We start from the raw sequence: 17667 nt of genomic DNA, 5'->3' as shown, positions 1-17667 counted from the left end.
AACGATCAGGGCCAAACCGGCCCCTATCCGCGCACAACTTTGCGTCACAGCGCCTGCCGGGGCTATTGGCGGCGCAGGGCCGACAGGGCGGCATCTTCGGCCGCCCAGGTCTTCAACCCGTCGCGCAGCGCATCGACCATCCGGGCCCGCCAGTCGGAATCGGTCAGCCGGGCCAGATCGCGCGCCGAAGACATGAAGCCAAGCTCGACCAGGACCGACGGAATATCGGGCGATTTCAGCACCGAAAACCCGGCCGTCTGATGCGGAAAGCGGTGCATCCGCAAGTCACGCGCCTTGATTGCCGACTCCAGCGCGACGGCCAGCCGTGCGATCCGTGGTTCGGTATCGGTGCGTGCCATATCCATCAGCACCGTCGCCACCAGATCATCCTGCGCACTCAGATCAACGCCCGACAGCAGATCGGACCTGTCGTGGCGTTCGGCCAGGGTCTGGGCCGCAGCGTCACTGGCATCATCCGACAAGGTATAGATCGTGGCCCCCACGGCCTCGCCCTCGGCAATGGCATCGGCATGCAACGACAGGAAAACATGGGCCCCAGCCGCGCGAGCGATCGAGATGCGCGTCTCCAGCGGCACAAACACATCTTCCTCGCGCGTCATCACCACCAGAAAACTGCCATCCCGCAGCAGGGCCTCTTTCAGCTCGCGCGCGAAGGTCAGCACCAGATCGGCCTCGGTAAATCCATCTCGCTCGGCACCCGGATCGATGCCGCCATGGCCCGGATCCAGCACCACGACGATGGGGCCCGCCCCGCGCGGCAAGGGCTTGGCCAGATCGGCCGCAGGCGGCAGCGCCCATTCGGGCGGCTCGGGCTGGGCTGCGGCTTGGGCAAAGGCCTCTGGCGTCTCGGGTTCCAGCCGCAGGGTCAGCACCGTTGTCCCCGTCGTCTGCATCTCGGCACTGGCCACCCGCATCGGCCCGGCCAGTTCCAGCACCAGCCGCGACCAGCCCTGACGGAACACACCCGCGCGCAACGACAAGATGTCCGGGCTGTCTTGTGCCACCTGCCCAAGGGGCGACCAATCCACCTCGCGCATATCCAGAACCAGCCGCGGCGGGTTGTCCATCACCCGCACCCGCCATGGCACCGGCTGGCTGATGGTCAGGGCAATTTCCGTTGCAGATCCGTCCTGGGTGATGACCGACTCTGCCGCATCCAGCCGCGCCAATGCCGACAGCGTTTGCGCCGCCACACTGCCCGCCCCACCGACCAGACACAGCCAGACACCCAGACCAATCAGAAAAAACCGCATCACCCTGCCCTTTTTCGCGCCACTGTCCCGATCAACCGGGGCGCCGTCAACTCACACCCCGGTCAGAAGCGCCTTCCCCCCCCACAAAGCCCGCCGCAGCCATGAAATCTTGCAACCGCGACAGCCCTTCGCGGATATCGGCCGTGGCGCGCGCATAGGAAAAGCGCAAGGTGCCCTTGCCGCGCACAGGATCAAAATCGACCCCCGGCGTCACGGCGACCCCCGCCTCGTTCAGAATGCGGCGGGCAAAGGCAAGGCTGTCGTCCGTCATCTCGGACACATCGGCATAGATGTAAAAGGCCCCGTCGGGCGGTGCAATCTTGGTAAAGCCCGCAGCCGGCAGCCCCTCCAGCATCAGGCGCCGGTTCTCGGCATAGACCGCGCGGTTCGCCTCCAGCTCGTCAATCGCCTCCAGCGCGTGCAGGGCCGCGATCTGGCTGGCATGGGGCGGGCAGATGAACATGTTTTGCGCCAGCCGCTCAACTTTGCGGATATGGTCTTCGGGCACAACCATCCAGCCGATCCGCCAGCCCGTCATGCTGAAATACTTGGAAAAGGAATTGATCACATAGGCCTCGTCGCCAATTTCCAACGCCGAGGTGGCGCGGTCGGCATAATGCAGGCCGTGATAAATCTCATCCGAGATAAAGCTGATGTCATGCGCGGCGCAATGGGCCATCAGCGCGGCAAGGGCGGGCTTTGACAGCATGGTGCCCGACGGATTGCCGGGCGAGGCGACGATCAGCCCTTGCATGTCAATGCCCTGCAAATCGGCAGGCACCGGTTGCAGCCGGTTTTCCGCTGCCGCAGGGATGCCCACCGGCACCAAGGACAGCGCCCGCAAGATCTGGCGATAGCTGGGATAACCGGGTTCGCCCAAGGCCACACGGTCGCCCGCATCAAACAGCGCCGTAAAGGCCAGCAAAAAGGCCGCAGACGACCCGGCGGTGACCACAACCCGGTCAGGGTTCAGATCCACACCATACCAACGCCGATACAGCGCCGCGATCCCTGCCCGCAACTCGGGCAGGCCAAGCGCCACAGTATAACCCAACGGCCCTGCCTCCATCGCCTGCGCCAGACCGGCCCGGGCAAGGGCGGGCGCAGGTGTTCCGGGCTGGCCCACCTCCATGTGAATGATGCTGCGCCCCGCCGCTTCCAGCCGCCGCGCCTCCTCCATCACATCCATCACAATGAAGGGATCAACATCACCTCGCCTTGAACTTCTCATGCCCGTTCCCCTATGGTTCACGCCGATGTGTCCCGTTCGGGGGCGCAAGGTCAACCCCGGCACAAAAAGATGATGCCACCCGCAAGCGAACGGAGACTGCATGCGCCGCTTTCTGACGACCCTTGGACTGGTCACCCTGACTGCTCTGCCCGCCGCCGCCGAAATGACAGCCGCCGAGCGCGAAGACTTTCGTGCCGAAGTGCGCGCCTATCTGCTGGAAAACCCCGAAGTTCTGATCGAAGCCATGGACGTTTTGCAGGGCAAACAACAGCAAGATGCGGCACAGCGCGATCTGCAAATGATGTCAGACAATGCCGACGCCATCTACAACAGCCCGAATGACTGGGCCGGTGGCAATCTGCAGGGCGATATCACCGTGGTCGAGTTCATGGATTACCGCTGCGGCTATTGCAAGAAAGCCTATACCGAGGTTGAAGAACTGGTGAAATCAGATGGCAACATCCGGTTCGTGCTGAAAGAATTTCCGATCTTGGGCGAACAATCCATGCTGACATCGCAGTTTGCCATTGCCGTGCGTCAGTTGCATGGCGACGATGCCTATAAGGCTGCGCATGACGCATTGATGGAAATGCGCGGCGATGCAACCGCAGAAACGCTGGCCCGCCTGGCCGAGGATCTGGGCCACGACCCCGCCGCCATTGCCGCGCAGATGGGCAAACCCGAAGTGATGGCGGTGATCGAGGCCAATCACCAATTGGCCACCACGATGGAAATCAACGGCACTCCGGCCTTTGTGATCGATCAGACCATGGTGCGCGGCTATGTGCCCTTGGATGCCATGCGCCAGATTGTCGAAGGTCAGCGCAACGACGGCTGATGCCATCGCGCCGGACCGGATCGGTGACGGGGGGCCATCTGGCCCCCTTTTTCACAGCCCGGCCAGCGCCGTTTGCAAACAGGCAGGCCCGTCCCCCCGCCAGCCCGAGGTTGCAATCAGCCGCAACAGCGCAGCCTGCCCCTTGGCGCTGGCCGCCCAATCGCCGGGTGCGATGATCTGGGCCGCAGGGGATCCGGCCATGGCGATATCGCCGTGCAACGCCATGCTTACCGCCTTGCGGCAGGCTTCGGCCTCGCCGGGGCAATGCGTGGCGCAGGCGGTGTCGATCACGGCCCACTGCCCGTCATCGGGGGGCGGCATGTCACCAACTCCGGCAAAGCGGCGCAGATAGGCTGGCACATCGGGCGCGGCCATGGCCTGCGCCAGATCACGGTTCTGGCGGCGGTGCAGGGTGCGCGCGGCAAAAACTGCGGCCCGATCTTCGCCCAAGGCGGCAAAGGCCAGCACCACGCCCGGCCCTGCCGACGTGTCCAGCAGATCGCGCCAGGCCTGGGCCACCGGGCCCGTGGCGATATCAAGCCAGCTTTGCCCCGACAAACCGCCGGGCCTGCGCATCAGCGCGATCCGCGCCGTTCGGTCCAAGCCGCCCAGCCAATCGCCCTGATAGGCCGCCGTCATGTCAATCAGCGCCAACAGCAGGCGGGCGGCGTCATCGCCCCCTTGCGCCAACCGGGCCAGTGCGGGCAAGGCCTCTGCCTCGTCTCCGGCCAGCCACTGCGCCACCGCCGCCTGCAACGGCGGGGCGTCAGGGCCGCCGCCTTGGGCCAATGCCGGGGTGCCCAGCAGGCCCAGCACAAGACACAGGGCGCGGATCATGGCCGTTCTCGCGGTTGCGGGCGGATCGGGATTTCCTTCAGCAATCCGCCCACCCCCATGGCGGCCACATCCGCATCGCTGACCACCAGACCGCAGGCCAAACGCTCCAGCACCCAATCGGCCCCGTTCAGCGCCGGGCTGCGGGCGCAACCGGGCAGGCCGATCACCGGGCGTTGGCCCAACTGGCCGTGGAACAACAGATTGCCCGGATCCACCGGCATCCCGAACCGCGCCACGCGGCCCCCGGCCCGGCGCAGGGCCTGCGGGGCGGTGTCATACAGATCAGACGTCGCCGAGCCGGTCAGGATCAGCACCATATCGCCCGGCAGGTCCACCAAAGCCTGCGCAATCGCCGCCTCGTCATGGGCCACCACCCGATGCGCGGCCAGATCCATCCCCAAGGCGCGCAACCGCCCCTCGATCGCGGTCAGGCCCTTGGCGTTCAGCTTGTCCGGCAGGCCCGGCACCTCGGTCAGGATCAGGCTGGCCGAGCGCAGCACCACAGGCCGCACCCGGATGGCCGCACGGGCCAGATCGCAGGCCTGGGCCAGCCGGTCGGCTGCCACGGCATAAGAGATGATCTTGACGGTGCCCACCAGCATCCCCTGTTCCACCCGCGAAAAGGGCGCAAGGGTGGCAAGCGTAATGGCCGGGTCCACCCGGTTCAGGGCATGCACGGCATCGGTATCAATCTGGGCAATGCCCGGCCCAACCGCATTCAGGTTCACCCGCCCGGTAAAGGCCGCCGACACGGCCAGCCCAGAGGCCACCGGATCAGGCACCAAAGCCGCCGCAAGGGCTGCCGCGGCGCTGTCTTCGGCCACATCACCCGGTTCCAGCAGCGCCACAGTCACCCGCGCCACCCCGGCCGCGCGCAAGCCATCAATCTGTTCCGGCCCCAGCACCAAGCCCTTGCGAAACCGCGCAGGCCCACCGCCATCGGCCCCCGGCATCACCGAATGTGCCAGAATGGCGCCCTTGGCCTGATCCAGTGGCACCTCGCCAAAGCGCATCAGCCCCTCCTCAGACGCTGGGTGATCTGCGCCAGAATGGACACGGCGATTTCTGCCGGGGTCTTGGCCCCGATATCAAGACCCACAGGCGCGTGGATACGGGCGATTTGCGCCGCAGTCAGGCCGGCGGCCTGCAACCGATCCACCCGCTTGGCATGGGTGCGCGAAGACCCAAGGCAGCCCAGATAAAAGCAATCGCTGGCAAGGGCCGCGTGGATGGCCGGATCATCCAGCTTGGAGTCATGGGTCAGGGTGACAATGGCTGTGCGCGCATCGGGGCGCAGTGCCGCCATGGCCTCATCGGGCCAGTCTTCCAGAATGGTCTCTCCGGGAAAGCGCTCGGCACTGCCAAAGGCGGCACGCGGGTCGATCAGCGTGGGGTCATACCCGCAGGCACGCGCCATTGTCAGCAGCGGCTGCGCAATATGCACCGCCCCCACCACGATCAGGCGCAGGGGCGGGTTGTAGATCGCGATAAAGCGCCCGTCCTCCTCCATCCCCGATTTGTCAGACCGGAACCGCAGATCGGCCGCCGCATCTGCACCGGGCGGCAGCAACTGGCGCGCCCAACTGTCGGGCGTGATGGCATAGGCCAGGGCCAGGCGCGCAGCACGGGCCGCCACGATCTGGGCCAGCATCGCCTCGGGCAGGCGGTGGCCGCCGGTGCCGATGGGTTCAACCAGAATCCGAATGGTGCCGCCGCAGGCCAGCCCCACGGCAAAAGCCGTCTCATCACTGACGCCAAAGGTCAGCAGGCGCGGCGTGCCATCATCCAGCGCCTCGAGCGCCTCGGTCACGACGGCCCCTTCGACACAGCCCCCCGAGACCGAGCCCATGATCTGCCCCTGCCCCGAAATGGCCAGTTGGCTGCCCGCCTGTCGCGGCGCGCTGCCCCAGGTTTCCACCACGGTTGCCAAAGCCGCCCCTTGCCCCTGTCGGTGCCAATCAAGCGCGATTTCGGGTATCCGGTCGTGGTCGGCAGGTTGCATCATGGTTGTCCCCCTTGGCCCGACTATGGCGGCAGGCGGGCGGCTTTGCCACTGGCAAAAGGTGGCAAAAGCCCCCAGACGCGCCCCCCAAAAAGCCAAACGCCGCAGGAGGGAGGCCTGCGGCGTCGCTGTGGTGTTGCGACAGGGAAGACGGAACACCGTGACCATCGGCGGCGGAAAGGTTGGGAGCGCCGGACCGATAGGCCCATTTCACCCGAATCCCCGCCGCCGTCTTTGACCCAAGTCAAATCAACGCGACGCCGTTTGCATCAGCGGCGAAATCAAGCGCACGGCCACCCGGCGATTGCGCCGCTCATCCGCGTCGGTCTGCACCCGCAAGTCATACTCGCCGTAACCCTGCACCACCATGTTTTCGGGCGGAATACCGAAATATTCGCTCAGGGCCAGCGCCACCGATTCCGCGCGCCGGTCTGACAGCGCCAGGTTCGATGCCGCCGAGCCCACGGCATCGGTATGGCCCTCGATCAAGAACAACTCATAGGGGTTCTGGTCCAGCAGATCGGCCATCACCCGGCCCAGATCGGCCAGATTGCGCGCCTCGGTGGTGCGGATCACAGCCGAGCCGCTGTCAAAGGTGATGTTATCTACATCAATCGCAGCCGCCAGCCGGCGCACTTCCTTGATCTCGCGGATCTGGCGCAGGCTAAAGCTGCGGCCCAGACGCTGGGCCTCGACCCGGGCCAGTTCGGCACGCAAGGCCGCATCTTCGCTGCGCGACGAAATCGTCGTGCGGTTCGGGCGGGGTTGCGGCAGGGTCGAAACCTCGATCCGTTCTTCGGGCATCAGATCGTTGATCAACACGGTTTCATTTCCCCGCGCATCATAAACCGCCCGGCGCAAGACCCGGCCAGTGGCATCGCGGATCGTCACAACCTCGCTGCCATCTTCGCGCAACACCGTGCTGCGGGTCGAGCCATCGGCATAGCTTTCGGTGCGCACCGTGGCGCCCGGGCGGCGCAGCAGGGTGTCATCATCCTTATAGACCTGATAATTGCCATCCGGTTCGCGCACCACGACACGGTCGCCGGTATTGGCCACCACCTCACGGCCATCCGACAGGATCTTGCCCACGACAATGGCCCCAAGCGCGATCAGCCCGGCTTTCTCCAGATCAGACAGACCCGATTTCTTGCGCCCGCCCTCCAGCACCTCGGGCGCCTTGGCAAAGTCTTCGAACGAAGACCGCGTGTCAGACTCGGTGATCGTGGTCTCGGTCACGCTTTGCGGCTCGGGCGCTTCGGCGGGCGTGGTGGTATCGGCCCCCGCCCCTTGCGTGGCCAGTGCGCCAAACACCCCCCCAAGGCCAAGGCTTTCGCCCGACAACAGCTGATTGACGGTATCCGCGGCCTCTTCCGTGACAACCGGCGCGTCAACCGGAGCGATGGATGCTCCTGCTTCGGCCGTGGCGGTATCCGCTGCGGCCGATTCTGCGGCACGGGCGCGCTCAAAGACGCTTTCAACCTCGGCAGGCAGTTCTACGGGCAGTGCATCTGCGGGGGAGGCGTCTGCTTCTCCCGGCTCTGGCGCTGGCTCTGGCGCTGGAAAGACAGAGCCGGTTGCCTCGGGCTCTGCTGGTCTGTCTGACGGCACGTCCTCCAGAGTTGGCGAGGCAAAGACCCCCTGCCCGCTGCCATTTGGCTCATCCCCAAGACCACTGCCGCCCTCTGGCTGCGGTGCAACCCCGGCCTCAGGCTGGGCTTCTGGCGCAGGTTCCACAGTGGGTTCGGATTGCCCAAGCAACGGCGGAGCAGAGTCAGCAGGCGGTTCATCGGCCACAAGGGATTCGGGTGCGGGCGCATCTGACGGCGCAGGCGGTGGTTGCAACACCGCTTCGGGTGCCGAGTCGGGCGTGGCCAATTCGGGGGCTGCTTCTTCAGGATCAGCGTCCGGCCCGGACCCGGCCCCATTTCCAAACACACCGCCAGAGGCGCCTTCTTGCGGCGCGGGCACCAGATCAAGGCCAAAGTCCAGCGGGTTGCAGGGGGCGTCGGCTGCGGCCTGACACAGCACCGTCCCATCCGCCGCGATAATTGATCCATCTTCGGCAATGGTGACCCCATTTGCCTGACCAAATACGCCTTGGGCAAACAGTGGCCAGGGTTGCACCGGCATCAGGGCCAGTGACAATGCAGTGGTGGTCGAGAGCAGCTTGTTCATAGCATTCCTTTCACGGCAAGGGGGCAGAGGTTGCGCCCCCCACGTTACGCCTTGTCCCCAGACAGGCCACAGACCACCATGTTATGCCATATCAAAGCGGTTCATGGGCGGGGTTCAGCCGGGAAACGCCCAAATCACGGGTTTGGTTCCCCGTTCAGCCAGCAGTCAACTGCCGCATCAGCCGCGCCTTTTCACCTGCATCCCCCGGATCGGAAATCGCCTGCCCCAAGGCCTGCAAAGAGGCAATGGAATGGCTGGCGCGAAACGCATCGCAATGGGGCAACAAGGCGCGCACCCCACGCGCCTTGGGGGCAAAGCCTTCCCAGCGCAACAAGGGATTCAGCCAGATCAGCCGCCGACACGACAGATGCAACCGCTCGGCCTCGGCGGCCAACAGGCCGGTGTCATCGCGGTCAAGGCCATCGGTGATCAGCAAGACCACCGCCCCCTGCCCCAACACCCGGCGCGACCAGTCGCGGTTGAAATCGTGCAGACAGGCCCCGATCCGGGTGCCGCCCGACCAATCCTGCGCCTCGGCCCCGGCCAGTTTCAGCCCGGCATCAACATCGCGGTTGTGCAGGTGGCGGCTGATATTGGTCAGCCGGGTGCCAAAGGTAAAGGCATGCACCTTGGCCCATCCCTGCCCTTTGCGGTTGGCAACAGCATGGATGAAATGCAGCACCATACGGGAATACTGGCTCATCGAGCCCGAGATGTCGCAGATCACCACCAGATTGGGCCACCGCTTGCGCGGCGCCTTCAGCGCAAGGCGCTGCACCTCGCCGCCCGTGCGCAGGCTGGCGCGCAGGGTGCGGCGCAGATCAATCTGCGGGCCATGCAAGGCCGCCACACTGCGCCGTGTCTTCAACGGCTGCACCGGCAAGGACAACCGCGCCAACATCCGCTTGGCCTCGGCCATTTCTTCAACCGACATCAGTTCGAAATCCAGCGTTTTCAGCCGTTCTTCCGCGCTCATGGTGGTTGAGGCATCAATCTCGATCTGGCTGTCTTCGGCCTTGGCATCGCCGGGCGGCTTGGGGATGTCACGGTCAACCCCGTCCAGCAGGGCCTCGGCGGCGCGCTTTTCGGCCGCTTGCGCCTGCCGGTCCTCTTGCAGCCCCTGGATCGAGGGCAGCAGCAGGCTCATCATATGGTCAAGGTATTTCGGGTCGCGCCAGAACAGCCGGAACACCTGTTCATAGATCACCCGCTCTTCGGGGCGGCTGACGAAACAGGCGTGCAGGGTCCAGTAAAAATCGACCCGTTCGGAAAAGCCCGCCGCCTGCACCGCGCGGATGGCGTCAATCACCCGCCCCGGCCCGATGGGCAGGCCCGCCTTGCGCAGGGCGCGGGCGAAATGAGTGATATTCTGGGCCAGTTTGCCATCTTCGGGAATATCCAGCGGGGCATAGGTCGTCATCGTGCTGGCCTGTTCCTAGCCGCGGGGGCGCTGCCCCCACCCCCCTGGCTGAAGGCGCCGACATCCCGTCTCATGCCGGGGCCAGTTCCTTGCGCACCTCATCCAACAACTGCTTGGCCTGTGATCCGCTGATCTTCTGAATATCATCCTGATATTTCAGAATGGCCCCCAGCGTGTCGGCGATCACCTCGGGCGACAAGGCAATGACATCAAGGGCAAGAAGACATTTGGCCCAGTCGATGGTTTCGGCCACACCGGGGCGTTTGAACAGGTCTTCGCGGCGCAGTTTCTGAACAAAGGCCACGATTTCGCGACTTAGCGTATCTTGCGCTTCGGGGCAGCGCGATTTCAGGATCTCAAGCTCTCGGTCAAAGGCGGGATAATCGACCCAGTGATAAAGGCAGCGCCGTTTCAACGCATCATGCACCTCACGCGTGCGGTTCGAGGTCAGGATGACAATCGGCGGTTCAGGCGCGCGAATGGTGCCAAGTTCGGGAATGGTCACCTGAAAATCTGACAAGGCTTCCAGCAAGAACGCCTCAAACGGTTCATCGGTGCGGTCCAGCTCATCTATCAGCAGCACCGGTGCCCCGCCCGATTGCGGGCGCATGGCGGCCAGCAGCGGCCGTTCGATCAGAAAATCTTCGGTGAACAGATCTGCCTTGGCCGTGCCTTGGCCCGTGGTTTCGGCCGCGCGGATCGCCACCATCTGTGCGGCAAAGTTCCATTCTGCCACCGCCGAGGCCGCATCAAGGCCTTCATAGCATTGCAGACGGATCAGGCGGCGCCCCAGGGCCTGGGCCAGGGTTTTGGCGATTTCCGTTTTGCCGACACCCGCTTCTCCCTCCAGAAACAACGGGCGACCCAACCGCAAGGACAGAAACACCACCGTGGCCAGTGACCGGCTGGCGACATAGCCCTGATCCGAAAGCAGGGTTTGGGTCGCATCAATAGAGGGCGGCAGAGGCGTCACGTCATGTCCTTTCGGGGGGCCGCGGGTCAAGGCGCGGGCTGCACCCAATGCTGACGGTCGCATCCGGGGCGGTCAAGCCAGCACAGCGGGAAATGCGACCAATGGACAGGGTGACAGGGTGGGCTGGCCGGCGACTGTGGCCGGCGACTGTGGGCGGGGGGGCGCACCCCTGCACGGGCCTGCGCGCTGTTCCGTGACACCACCGCCAAGGCGGGGTTGATGCCCCCCAGTGTGGCCGCCCCCGGCCCTGCGCTACAGCGCCATCAGACCCTGACGGATATAGCGATTGTCACCACGCGTCAGAACATAGCGCCCCAGTTTGCGGGCCAGATCGGGCCGGCCACGATCAACCGCCCGTTTGAACAGCTCTTTCTGATAGCGGGCAAAGCCTTTGCGGGCGCGCAACATGCGATAAAACTCGGCTTCGGTCAGGGTGCCATTCAGCGCACCCAGCGTGATCGGGGCCAGGATGCCCATTTGCTGCAGGCTGGAGCCAAGACGATGCCCCATCAGGGGCGCGCGCAGGCGGGTGACATTCGCACCGGTAAAGCGGTCGGCATGGCCGCTGTCCAACGGCTCATAGGGATCATACAGCAAAAATACGCGCCCTGCCGCCGCGCTGACCCGCGCCGCATCGCCATAAGGCCCGGAAAAATCACGGTCCCACGCGGTTTTATAGCGGGTTTCCCAAGGCACGATGGATTTGTCGAGTGTCGATTGCGGCGAAATCGCCACCACATCGGCCCCCGGACAGGCGGCAACGAAAGCCGAGGCCGCATAGCCCCCCATCGATGCGCCGTAAAACACCACCCGTTTGAAGCGTTTGAAAAAGCCGGTGTCGCGCAAATCATCGAATTGCTGCCACACCCAAGGGTCGCGATACCATGTCCAGCCATTGGCCATGACACCCAACATCGACCAGCCCTGCTTTTCGATAAAGGAAAAGCCCCAAGGCCTGCGGTCCTCACGCTTGCCCATGGCGATATCCAGATTGTCAAAGGTTACAACCAGCGTATCCGATCGCTGGATGAACAAAAAGGAATGGTCTGGGCTTTCGCGGAAAAAGCCATCCTTGCCCGCAAGTGTGGTGGCAATCGACGACCAGCTGTCATCTTGCGCCTTTGCCGCGATTTGCGGCCCCGCGCGAAACAGGCTGCGCAAGATCGGCACGCCATCGCTTTCCGAGGTTGAGAGCGTTTCGGTGCTGCCAAAGGCCTTGAGAAAGGGAAAAGCCCCCGAGCCTTTGCGCACATCCAGAACCATGCGGCTGTCCGAATGCAGCAATTTCGGAAGAATGCCCGATAAATGCTTGATCTTGTTCACATCCCCAAACCCGCCCAGATTGGCGATCAGATCACTGGGGGCCAGATCCTTTGCCTCGGACAAACGGGTGATGCGGTCTTCGGGCACGCCGTGTTCGGTCAAAAAGGCGATATAGGGGGCAACCCATGGGGACGGGGTCGCGCAGAACGCCCCGGTGTGGTCAACATCAATCAGGGTGACATCGCAATCCCACCGCGCATGGGCCGCAACGGCCAAAGACTGGGCGGTGCCGCCGATATCGGCAAAGCTGGTGACATCATTCAGATCGACCTGATCGACAAGCCCGGCCTCGAACACCCGCTTGCCGCGCCCCTTGATCGGGGCGGCCTCGGGGGCGATGCCATGTTTTTTCAGCAACCCATCCAGAAAGCTGCCCGCCGGCGGCAGGCCATTGTGGCGCAGGCCCAGTTCGCGCTTGTTCGACGCCCACAGATGCAGGGCCGTGGTCTGGGGCGACAGCATCTTTTCCACCAGTTCGGCGGGGCGCAGGAACCTTAGCCGATCGGGAAAGGTGACGGGATAAAACGCCTCAAGCGGCAGCACCTTGTCGGCAAGGCCCAGCGCATGGGTGAAATGGGTCACCATCATCGGCCCCCAGACGGCCCAGGGCTGCTGGCTGACATGCACCGGATGGCCCTCTGCTGCGGCCTGACGATAGTCTTCTTGCAACTTGGGTTTGACAAAGGGCGGAATGGCAAAGGGATCAGACGTATAGTCCAGCATTGCCTGCAACAGCGCACTGTCGGCGGGCAGGCCCAGAACCGCGTTGTTCACCCGATGATCGCCGGGCAACTCAAACCCCAGCACATAAGGGCTGTCATAGGTCATCGGACGGTGGCAATAGACGTCGGTGTCGATCCAGATCATGCCGGGGTTCTTGGCCAGCATATGCAGGCGGAACAGATCGGCAAACAGCGCAAAACTGTCTTTCTTTTCATATTTCATGAAGTTGTCGGTATCGATGACCTCGCGCCCGTCGCGCCGGATCACCCCCTTGGGCACGTTGGGGATGTCTTCATAGGAAAACAGCGTGATCTTCTGGCCCTGATCGACAAAGGATTTCAGGCACAACTGCTCCATCCAGGACAGGCTGCCGCCGATCCACAGCGTGCCGACTTCTCTGACCATACCCATTCACCTGCTCCTTAGCCCCGTCTTTGGGGGATACTTGCGAAACAGTCTGGCGAAACTTGGGCGATTTGCCAAGGTTACGGAAATAATCTTGGCTGCCCCGGCTTTGCCCAACCGCTGCCCATATGTTATGAAACAGCCAGCGCGGCGTCAGACCGCAGGCAAGGGGCAATGGCAGCACAGCACAAGAACAAAGGCCCAACGGCCGCAGAACCCAAGTCGGGCGGCCCGCAGGTCTTGCACCGCCAGATGGTGGCCCGCGCTGTGCAGGCCCATGGGCTGACGGTGCTGCTGGATGTGGTCCAGCAGCCCGATGGCGCGGTGATCCATTTCTTTGGCGCGGGCACGTCGCCCACGGCCTTTGCCCCCGATGGGGCCGATGGCTGCGCCCGCCCGACCGAGTTGCGCGATGTCTCGGGGGCGGCCATGGTTGTCACCGAAGCGCCGGGGGAACTGGCGCTGACAGATGGGGGCCGGTTTGCCGCGCCGCCCAATCTGGTCGAGCCTGATCTGCTGGCGGGCCTGAATGTCACCTTTGGCATGCGGCTGGAAGAAACGCCCGAACAGGTGGCGCAGGGTCTGGCCTATCACGCCCGCACCCACGGCCTGCAAGGGGCGCTGATCCTGAACCGGTTGCCTGATCCGGGCTTTGCCAGCGCCTTGCAGCGCGCCCTGGGGCAGACGGCCATCACCGTTGTGGTACTGGAATGCCCCCTGCCCTTGGGCAAGCCCGGACTTGGCCCGGAAAACCACCCTTTTCTGGCCCCCGACGCCCCCGGCAAAGACCGGATGGACCCGCCCCCACCCGACCCGTGGCGCGCCCCTTTGGGCGAGCAGTTGGTGTTCGAAATTGCAAAATGGCGGTTTTTGTCGGCGGCGCGGGCGGTGCTGGTGCTGGATGTCACGGATATTCTGGCGCCCGAGGCGACCGATGCCTTTGACAAATGCGTCTCGGCCCAGCACGGCGTGGCGCTGCTGGTGGGGCGCAGGATCTACCCCTGGCGGGTGCGCCCGCGCGATGCGCCGCAGTTTGGCGACCATATCTGCCGTCAGTTCGATGCGCGGCGCGGGATCGCCCGCTGGGGGGTGGCCCCGGAAAAGGCAGGGCTGGCCAACACCTGGCGCATGGTGCGGGTGGCCTATGCCAAGCCTGACCCGGCCGAGACTATTCCCTTTTATCGCGCCATGGCCCTGCGCGTGCCCAAACGGGCTTCGGGCGAACTGGCGCCGAAAACCTCGCTGATTGAAGATATGGGCCTGCTGACCCTGGCCGAAACCCATTTCGGCCATAAACCCGTGCGCGCCCCAGTGTCGAAACCCAAGAAAGCGCCAAAGGCCGCGGTCAAGGGCGGGCGCACGGCGATTGTCACCACGATGAAGAACGAAGGCCCCTTCATTCTGGAATGGATCGCCTATCACCGCGCCATCGGTGTGGATGATTTTCTGGTCTATACCAATGACTGCACCGATGGCACCGATACGATGCTGGACTTGTTGCAGCAAAAGGGCCTTGTGCAGCACCGCCCTAACCCTTGGGTGCCGGGCGGAGAGTTGAAGCCCCAGCATGCGGCGTTGCAGGCCGCCGAGTCTGAGCCGGTGATGCAGGATTGCGGCTGGGGCATCTGCATGGATGTTGATGAATTCATCAACATCAAGATTGGCGATGGCACGCTCAAGGCGCTGTATACCGCCATGGGGGATGCCAATATGATCAGCCTGACCTGGCGGCTGATCGGCAATTCCGATGTGGCCCCCTATGAAGATCGTTTTTTGCTGGAACAATTCACCGATTGCGCCCCCGAGGTGATCCGCAAGCCGCATCAGGCCTGGGGGTTCAAGACGCTGTTTCGCAATATCGACATCTACAAGAAGCTGGGTGTCCACCGGCCCAAGGGGCTGAAGCCCGACCTGTGGGATCAGGTGAAATGGCTGAACGGATCAGGCCAGCCCATGCCGCGCGAGATGTTTCGCAACGGCTGGCGCAGCACGCTGGAAACCTATGGCTATGATTGGGTGCAACTGAACCACTATGCCGTGCGCAGCGCCGAAAGCTTTCTGGTCAAGCGGGACCGGGGTCGGGTGAACCATGTCGATCGCGATCAGGGCCTGAACTACTGGTTCCGGATGAGCCATAACTCCGATACCGACACCTCTATCCTGCGGATGCTGCCTGCCTTGCGCGCCGAATATGACCGGCTGATGGCCGACCCTGACATCCGCGCCGCGCATGATCATTCGGTGGCCTGTCACCGGGCCAAGATCGCAGAATTGCTGGAAACCGAGAACTATCGCAATTTCTATGCCGAACTGACCAGCGAGAGGATGCGACGGCTGTGCCGGATGCAGCATCACTTCGGCTCGAATGTCTTTGGCGTGGGGCCACATGTCATTCCTGACGACATCGCCTTTCGCGACGATCTGCCGCCGGATTTCTTCTTTACCGTGGAACACAGCGGCGAGGCCGAGCATTGAGCGGCTTTACCGTCATTACCACGATGAAGAACGAAGGCGCATTCCTGCTGGAATGGGTGGCGCATCACAAGGCGCTGGGGTTTGACAACATCCTGATCTGCACCAATGACTGCGCCGACCACACCCGCAAGCTGGCCTTTCGCTTGCAGGCCTTGGGGCTGGCGGTGCATCACCCCACGAAACACTGGCCCGCCACCTCGATCCAACGCTCGGCCCTCAAGCAGGCCACCCGCTATGAGATGGTGCAACAGGCCGACTGGATCTGGGTGTGTGATGCCGATGAATTTCTGACGATCAAGGCGGGGGACGGCACGGTGCAGGCGCTGGCTGCAATGGCCAGCCCCGGCGCCGAGGTGATTTCGGTGCCGTGGCGCATCTTTGGCCCCAATGGGCAGTTGCGCTATCAAGATGGGCCGATCTCCCGCCAGTTCACCCATGCCAATCGTCAGATGCCCCCCGATGTTGGCGCCTTTGCCTATGCCAAATCGCTGTTTCGGGGCCAGATCCCCTATGGCCGCATCGGGATTCACTGCCCCCTGCCCAAAGACGGCGCCCCCGACTTTCGGCGCGAAGAACCCGGCGGTGCGCCGTGGCGCCCGCAGCGCCACCCGATGTTTGTGGCCGCCGATTACACGGTGGCGCAGGTCAACCATTACGCCTTGCGCAGCGCCGAAAGCTTTTTGGTGAAGCGTGACCGCGGGCGGGTCAACCATGTGGGCCAGGACATGGGGCTGGACTATTGGGAGCGGTTCGATCTGCAAGATCAGCCCTGCGATGCCATTCGCCGCTATGACCCTGCCGTTGGCGGGTGGATGGAACGGCTGATGGCCGACCCCGATCTTGCCTTTTTGCACCGCAAGTCAGTGGCTTGGCACCGCGCCCGGATCGCCACGTTGCAGGCTGACCCGGCCTATGCGCCGCTGTGGCAGGCGCTGGGGCAAAAGATCAGCCAAAGGGGGGCGGCATGAAAGCACTGGCCATTGTGACCCTGCGCAACGAAGGCGCTTTTCTGATTGACTGGCTGGCCCATCACCGGGCCGTGGGATTTACTGATTTTCTTGTCTTTTCAAACGATTGCGATGATGGCACCGATGCCATGCTGGCCCGGCTTGACCAGATGGGCTGGCTGACGCATCTGCCCAATCCCGGCCCTTGGGATCAGGGGCCGCAATGGGCCGCGCTGAAATCAGCCGAAAGCCATCCGGCCTTTCGCCGCTGCGATTGGGCGATGGTGATCGATATCGACGAATACGTCACGATCCATACCGGCGATCACAGCCTTTCGGCCCTGCTGGCCAGCCAGCCGCAGGCCGATGCCTTTGCGCTGACCTGGCGGATGTTCGGCAATGCCGGGGTGATCAACTATCAGGACCGCCCGGTGACCGAGATGTTCACCCGTGCGGCCCCTGCCGTTCTGCACTGGCCGTGGCGGGCGCTGATGGTGAAAACCCTGTTCCGTCGCGACGCCTTTCGCAAATTGGGGGTCCACCGGCCCAAGGGCGAAAAGCGGCCGGTCCAGTGGTCTGATCCGACACTGGGGCAACGGCTGTTTTCCGAACCGGGGCGCGACCATTATGGCGTGGCGCAGTTGAACCACTATGCCTTGGGCGCGATGGAAAGCTATATCGTGAAATGCGACCGGGGGCGGGCCAACCGCGCCGCCTCGGCCTTTGACATGTCGTATTGGTGCGACCGCAATTTTTCAGATGTCGAGGACCGCTCGGCACTGAACCTTGACTGTTCCGATCTGCGTCAGGCCCTGCGCGCCGACCCGGTGTTGGGCCCGCTGCATCAGGCGGCGGTCGCGTGGCGCCATGCCCGCTTTGCCACGCTGATGGCCGAAGAACCGTGGCGTGCGCTTTTTGGCCGGTTGATGATGACCCCCCCTGCCCGCAGCCTGGGGCCGGAACAGGCGGCCAGAATCCGCCAGCACCGCACTTAGCCCGCACAGGAAACAGTCTGTCGCCGGACGCGGGCTTGCCCCATGG

At 63.9% G+C, this 17667-nt stretch carries 13 protein-coding genes; 4 read left to right on the top strand and 9 right to left on the bottom strand.

Features of this window, described 5'->3' with window-relative positions:
* Positions 1-62 precede the first annotated feature (62 nt).
* Positions 63-1274, bottom strand: a complete 1212-nt coding sequence (locus V3C85_RS05565) for an N-acetylmuramoyl-L-alanine amidase (protein ID WP_331794094.1) — start codon at positions 1272-1274, stop codon at positions 63-65.
* 46 nt (positions 1275-1320) lie between these two features.
* Positions 1321-2505 (bottom strand): pyridoxal phosphate-dependent aminotransferase, encoded by a 1185-nt coding sequence (locus tag V3C85_RS05560; protein WP_331794093.1) that lies wholly within the window; start codon positions 2503-2505, stop codon positions 1321-1323.
* Positions 2506-2605: 100 nt separating this feature from the next.
* Between V3C85_RS05560 and V3C85_RS05555 the strand changes: the two genes are divergently transcribed.
* Positions 2606-3343 (top strand): DsbA family protein, encoded by a 738-nt coding sequence (locus tag V3C85_RS05555; RefSeq protein ID WP_331794092.1) that lies wholly within the window; start codon positions 2606-2608, stop codon positions 3341-3343.
* 51 nt (positions 3344-3394) lie between these two features.
* Here the strand turns inward: V3C85_RS05555 and V3C85_RS05550 are convergent, their stop codons facing one another.
* The 7 genes from V3C85_RS05550 to V3C85_RS05520 form a co-directional block, all read right to left on the bottom strand.
* The gene (locus V3C85_RS05550; RefSeq protein ID WP_331794091.1) at positions 3395-4180 is read right to left on the bottom strand and encodes a hypothetical protein; all 786 of its coding nucleotides are present in this window, start codon (positions 4178-4180) and stop codon (positions 3395-3397) included.
* Positions 4177-5193: a molybdopterin-binding protein gene (locus V3C85_RS05545; protein ID WP_331794090.1), complete on the bottom strand. Its 1017-nt coding sequence runs from the start codon at positions 5191-5193 to the stop codon at positions 4177-4179. The genes V3C85_RS05550 and V3C85_RS05545 overlap by 4 nt, the downstream gene beginning before the upstream one ends.
* On the bottom strand, positions 5193-6185 hold the full coding sequence (locus V3C85_RS05540; protein WP_445941981.1) for an XdhC family protein: 993 nt from the start codon (positions 6183-6185) through the stop codon (positions 5193-5195). The genes V3C85_RS05545 and V3C85_RS05540 overlap by 1 nt, the downstream gene beginning before the upstream one ends.
* Before the next feature lie 246 nt (positions 6186-6431).
* Positions 6432-8360, bottom strand: a complete 1929-nt coding sequence (locus tag V3C85_RS05535) for an OmpA family protein (RefSeq protein ID WP_331794089.1) — start codon at positions 8358-8360, stop codon at positions 6432-6434.
* A 154-nt stretch (positions 8361-8514) separates the two neighbouring features.
* Positions 8515-9780, bottom strand: coding sequence for a vWA domain-containing protein (locus V3C85_RS05530; RefSeq protein ID WP_331794088.1), 1266 nt, complete (start codon positions 9778-9780; stop codon positions 8515-8517).
* A 70-nt stretch (positions 9781-9850) separates the two neighbouring features.
* Positions 9851-10816, bottom strand: coding sequence for an AAA family ATPase (locus tag V3C85_RS05525; RefSeq protein WP_445941980.1), 966 nt, complete (start codon positions 10814-10816; stop codon positions 9851-9853).
* Positions 10817-11005: 189 nt separating this feature from the next.
* Positions 11006-13210 carry a hypothetical protein gene (locus tag V3C85_RS05520; RefSeq protein WP_331794086.1) on the bottom strand — a complete coding sequence of 735 codons (2205 nt, stop codon included), beginning with the start codon at positions 13208-13210 and terminating at the stop codon, positions 11006-11008.
* Between the two features lie 168 nt (positions 13211-13378).
* Here V3C85_RS05520 and V3C85_RS05515 point away from each other — a divergent pair, with 168 nt between their 5' ends.
* From V3C85_RS05515 to V3C85_RS05505, 3 genes are read left to right on the top strand one after another with little or no spacing between them, the layout of a single operon-like run.
* Positions 13379-15679 carry a glycosyltransferase family 2 protein gene (locus V3C85_RS05515; protein WP_331794085.1) on the top strand — a complete coding sequence of 767 codons (2301 nt, stop codon included), beginning with the start codon at positions 13379-13381 and terminating at the stop codon, positions 15677-15679.
* Positions 15676-16647, top strand: coding sequence for a glycosyltransferase family 2 protein (locus V3C85_RS05510; protein WP_331794084.1), 972 nt, complete (start codon positions 15676-15678; stop codon positions 16645-16647). Before V3C85_RS05515 ends, V3C85_RS05510 begins: the two co-directional genes overlap by 4 nt.
* Positions 16644-17621 carry a glycosyltransferase family 2 protein gene (locus V3C85_RS05505; protein ID WP_331794083.1) on the top strand — a complete coding sequence of 326 codons (978 nt, stop codon included), beginning with the start codon at positions 16644-16646 and terminating at the stop codon, positions 17619-17621. The genes V3C85_RS05510 and V3C85_RS05505 overlap by 4 nt, the downstream gene beginning before the upstream one ends.
* Positions 17622-17667 lie beyond the last annotated feature (46 nt).

This window comes from Pseudotabrizicola sp. L79 (assembly GCF_036553525.1).
In the GTDB taxonomy this organism is placed as follows: Bacteria; Pseudomonadota; Alphaproteobacteria; order Rhodobacterales; family Rhodobacteraceae; genus Pseudotabrizicola.
The sequence above is the reverse complement of the archived record's forward strand: the minus strand, read 5'-3'. Positions and strand labels throughout refer to the sequence as shown.

What these genes read in the sequence shown, in the direction of transcription:
- V3C85_RS05525 (WP_445941980.1), bottom strand. Translation starts at nt 10,816, where the DNA reads ATGCGACCGTCAGCATTGGGTGCAGCCCGCGCCTTGACCCGCGGCCCC.
- V3C85_RS05555 (WP_331794092.1), top strand. Translation starts at nt 2,606, where the DNA reads ATGCGCCGCTTTCTGACGACCCTTGGACTGGTCACCCTGACTGCTCTG.
- V3C85_RS05505 (WP_331794083.1), top strand. Translation starts at nt 16,644, where the DNA reads ATGAAAGCACTGGCCATTGTGACCCTGCGCAACGAAGGCGCTTTTCTG.
- V3C85_RS05515 (WP_331794085.1), top strand. Translation starts at nt 13,379, where the DNA reads ATGGCAGCACAGCACAAGAACAAAGGCCCAACGGCCGCAGAACCCAAG.
- V3C85_RS05560 (WP_331794093.1), bottom strand. Translation starts at nt 2,505, where the DNA reads ATGAGAAGTTCAAGGCGAGGTGATGTTGATCCCTTCATTGTGATGGAT.
- V3C85_RS05550 (WP_331794091.1), bottom strand. Translation starts at nt 4,180, where the DNA reads ATGATCCGCGCCCTGTGTCTTGTGCTGGGCCTGCTGGGCACCCCGGCA.
- V3C85_RS05530 (WP_331794088.1), bottom strand. Translation starts at nt 9,780, where the DNA reads ATGACGACCTATGCCCCGCTGGATATTCCCGAAGATGGCAAACTGGCC.
- V3C85_RS05520 (WP_331794086.1), bottom strand. Translation starts at nt 13,210, where the DNA reads ATGGGTATGGTCAGAGAAGTCGGCACGCTGTGGATCGGCGGCAGCCTG.
- V3C85_RS05565 (WP_331794094.1), bottom strand. Translation starts at nt 1,274, where the DNA reads ATGCGGTTTTTTCTGATTGGTCTGGGTGTCTGGCTGTGTCTGGTCGGT.
- V3C85_RS05545 (WP_331794090.1), bottom strand. Translation starts at nt 5,193, where the DNA reads ATGCGCTTTGGCGAGGTGCCACTGGATCAGGCCAAGGGCGCCATTCTG.
- V3C85_RS05540 (WP_445941981.1), bottom strand. Translation starts at nt 6,185, where the DNA reads ATGATGCAACCTGCCGACCACGACCGGATACCCGAAATCGCGCTTGAT.
- V3C85_RS05535 (WP_331794089.1), bottom strand. Translation starts at nt 8,360, where the DNA reads ATGAACAAGCTGCTCTCGACCACCACTGCATTGTCACTGGCCCTGATG.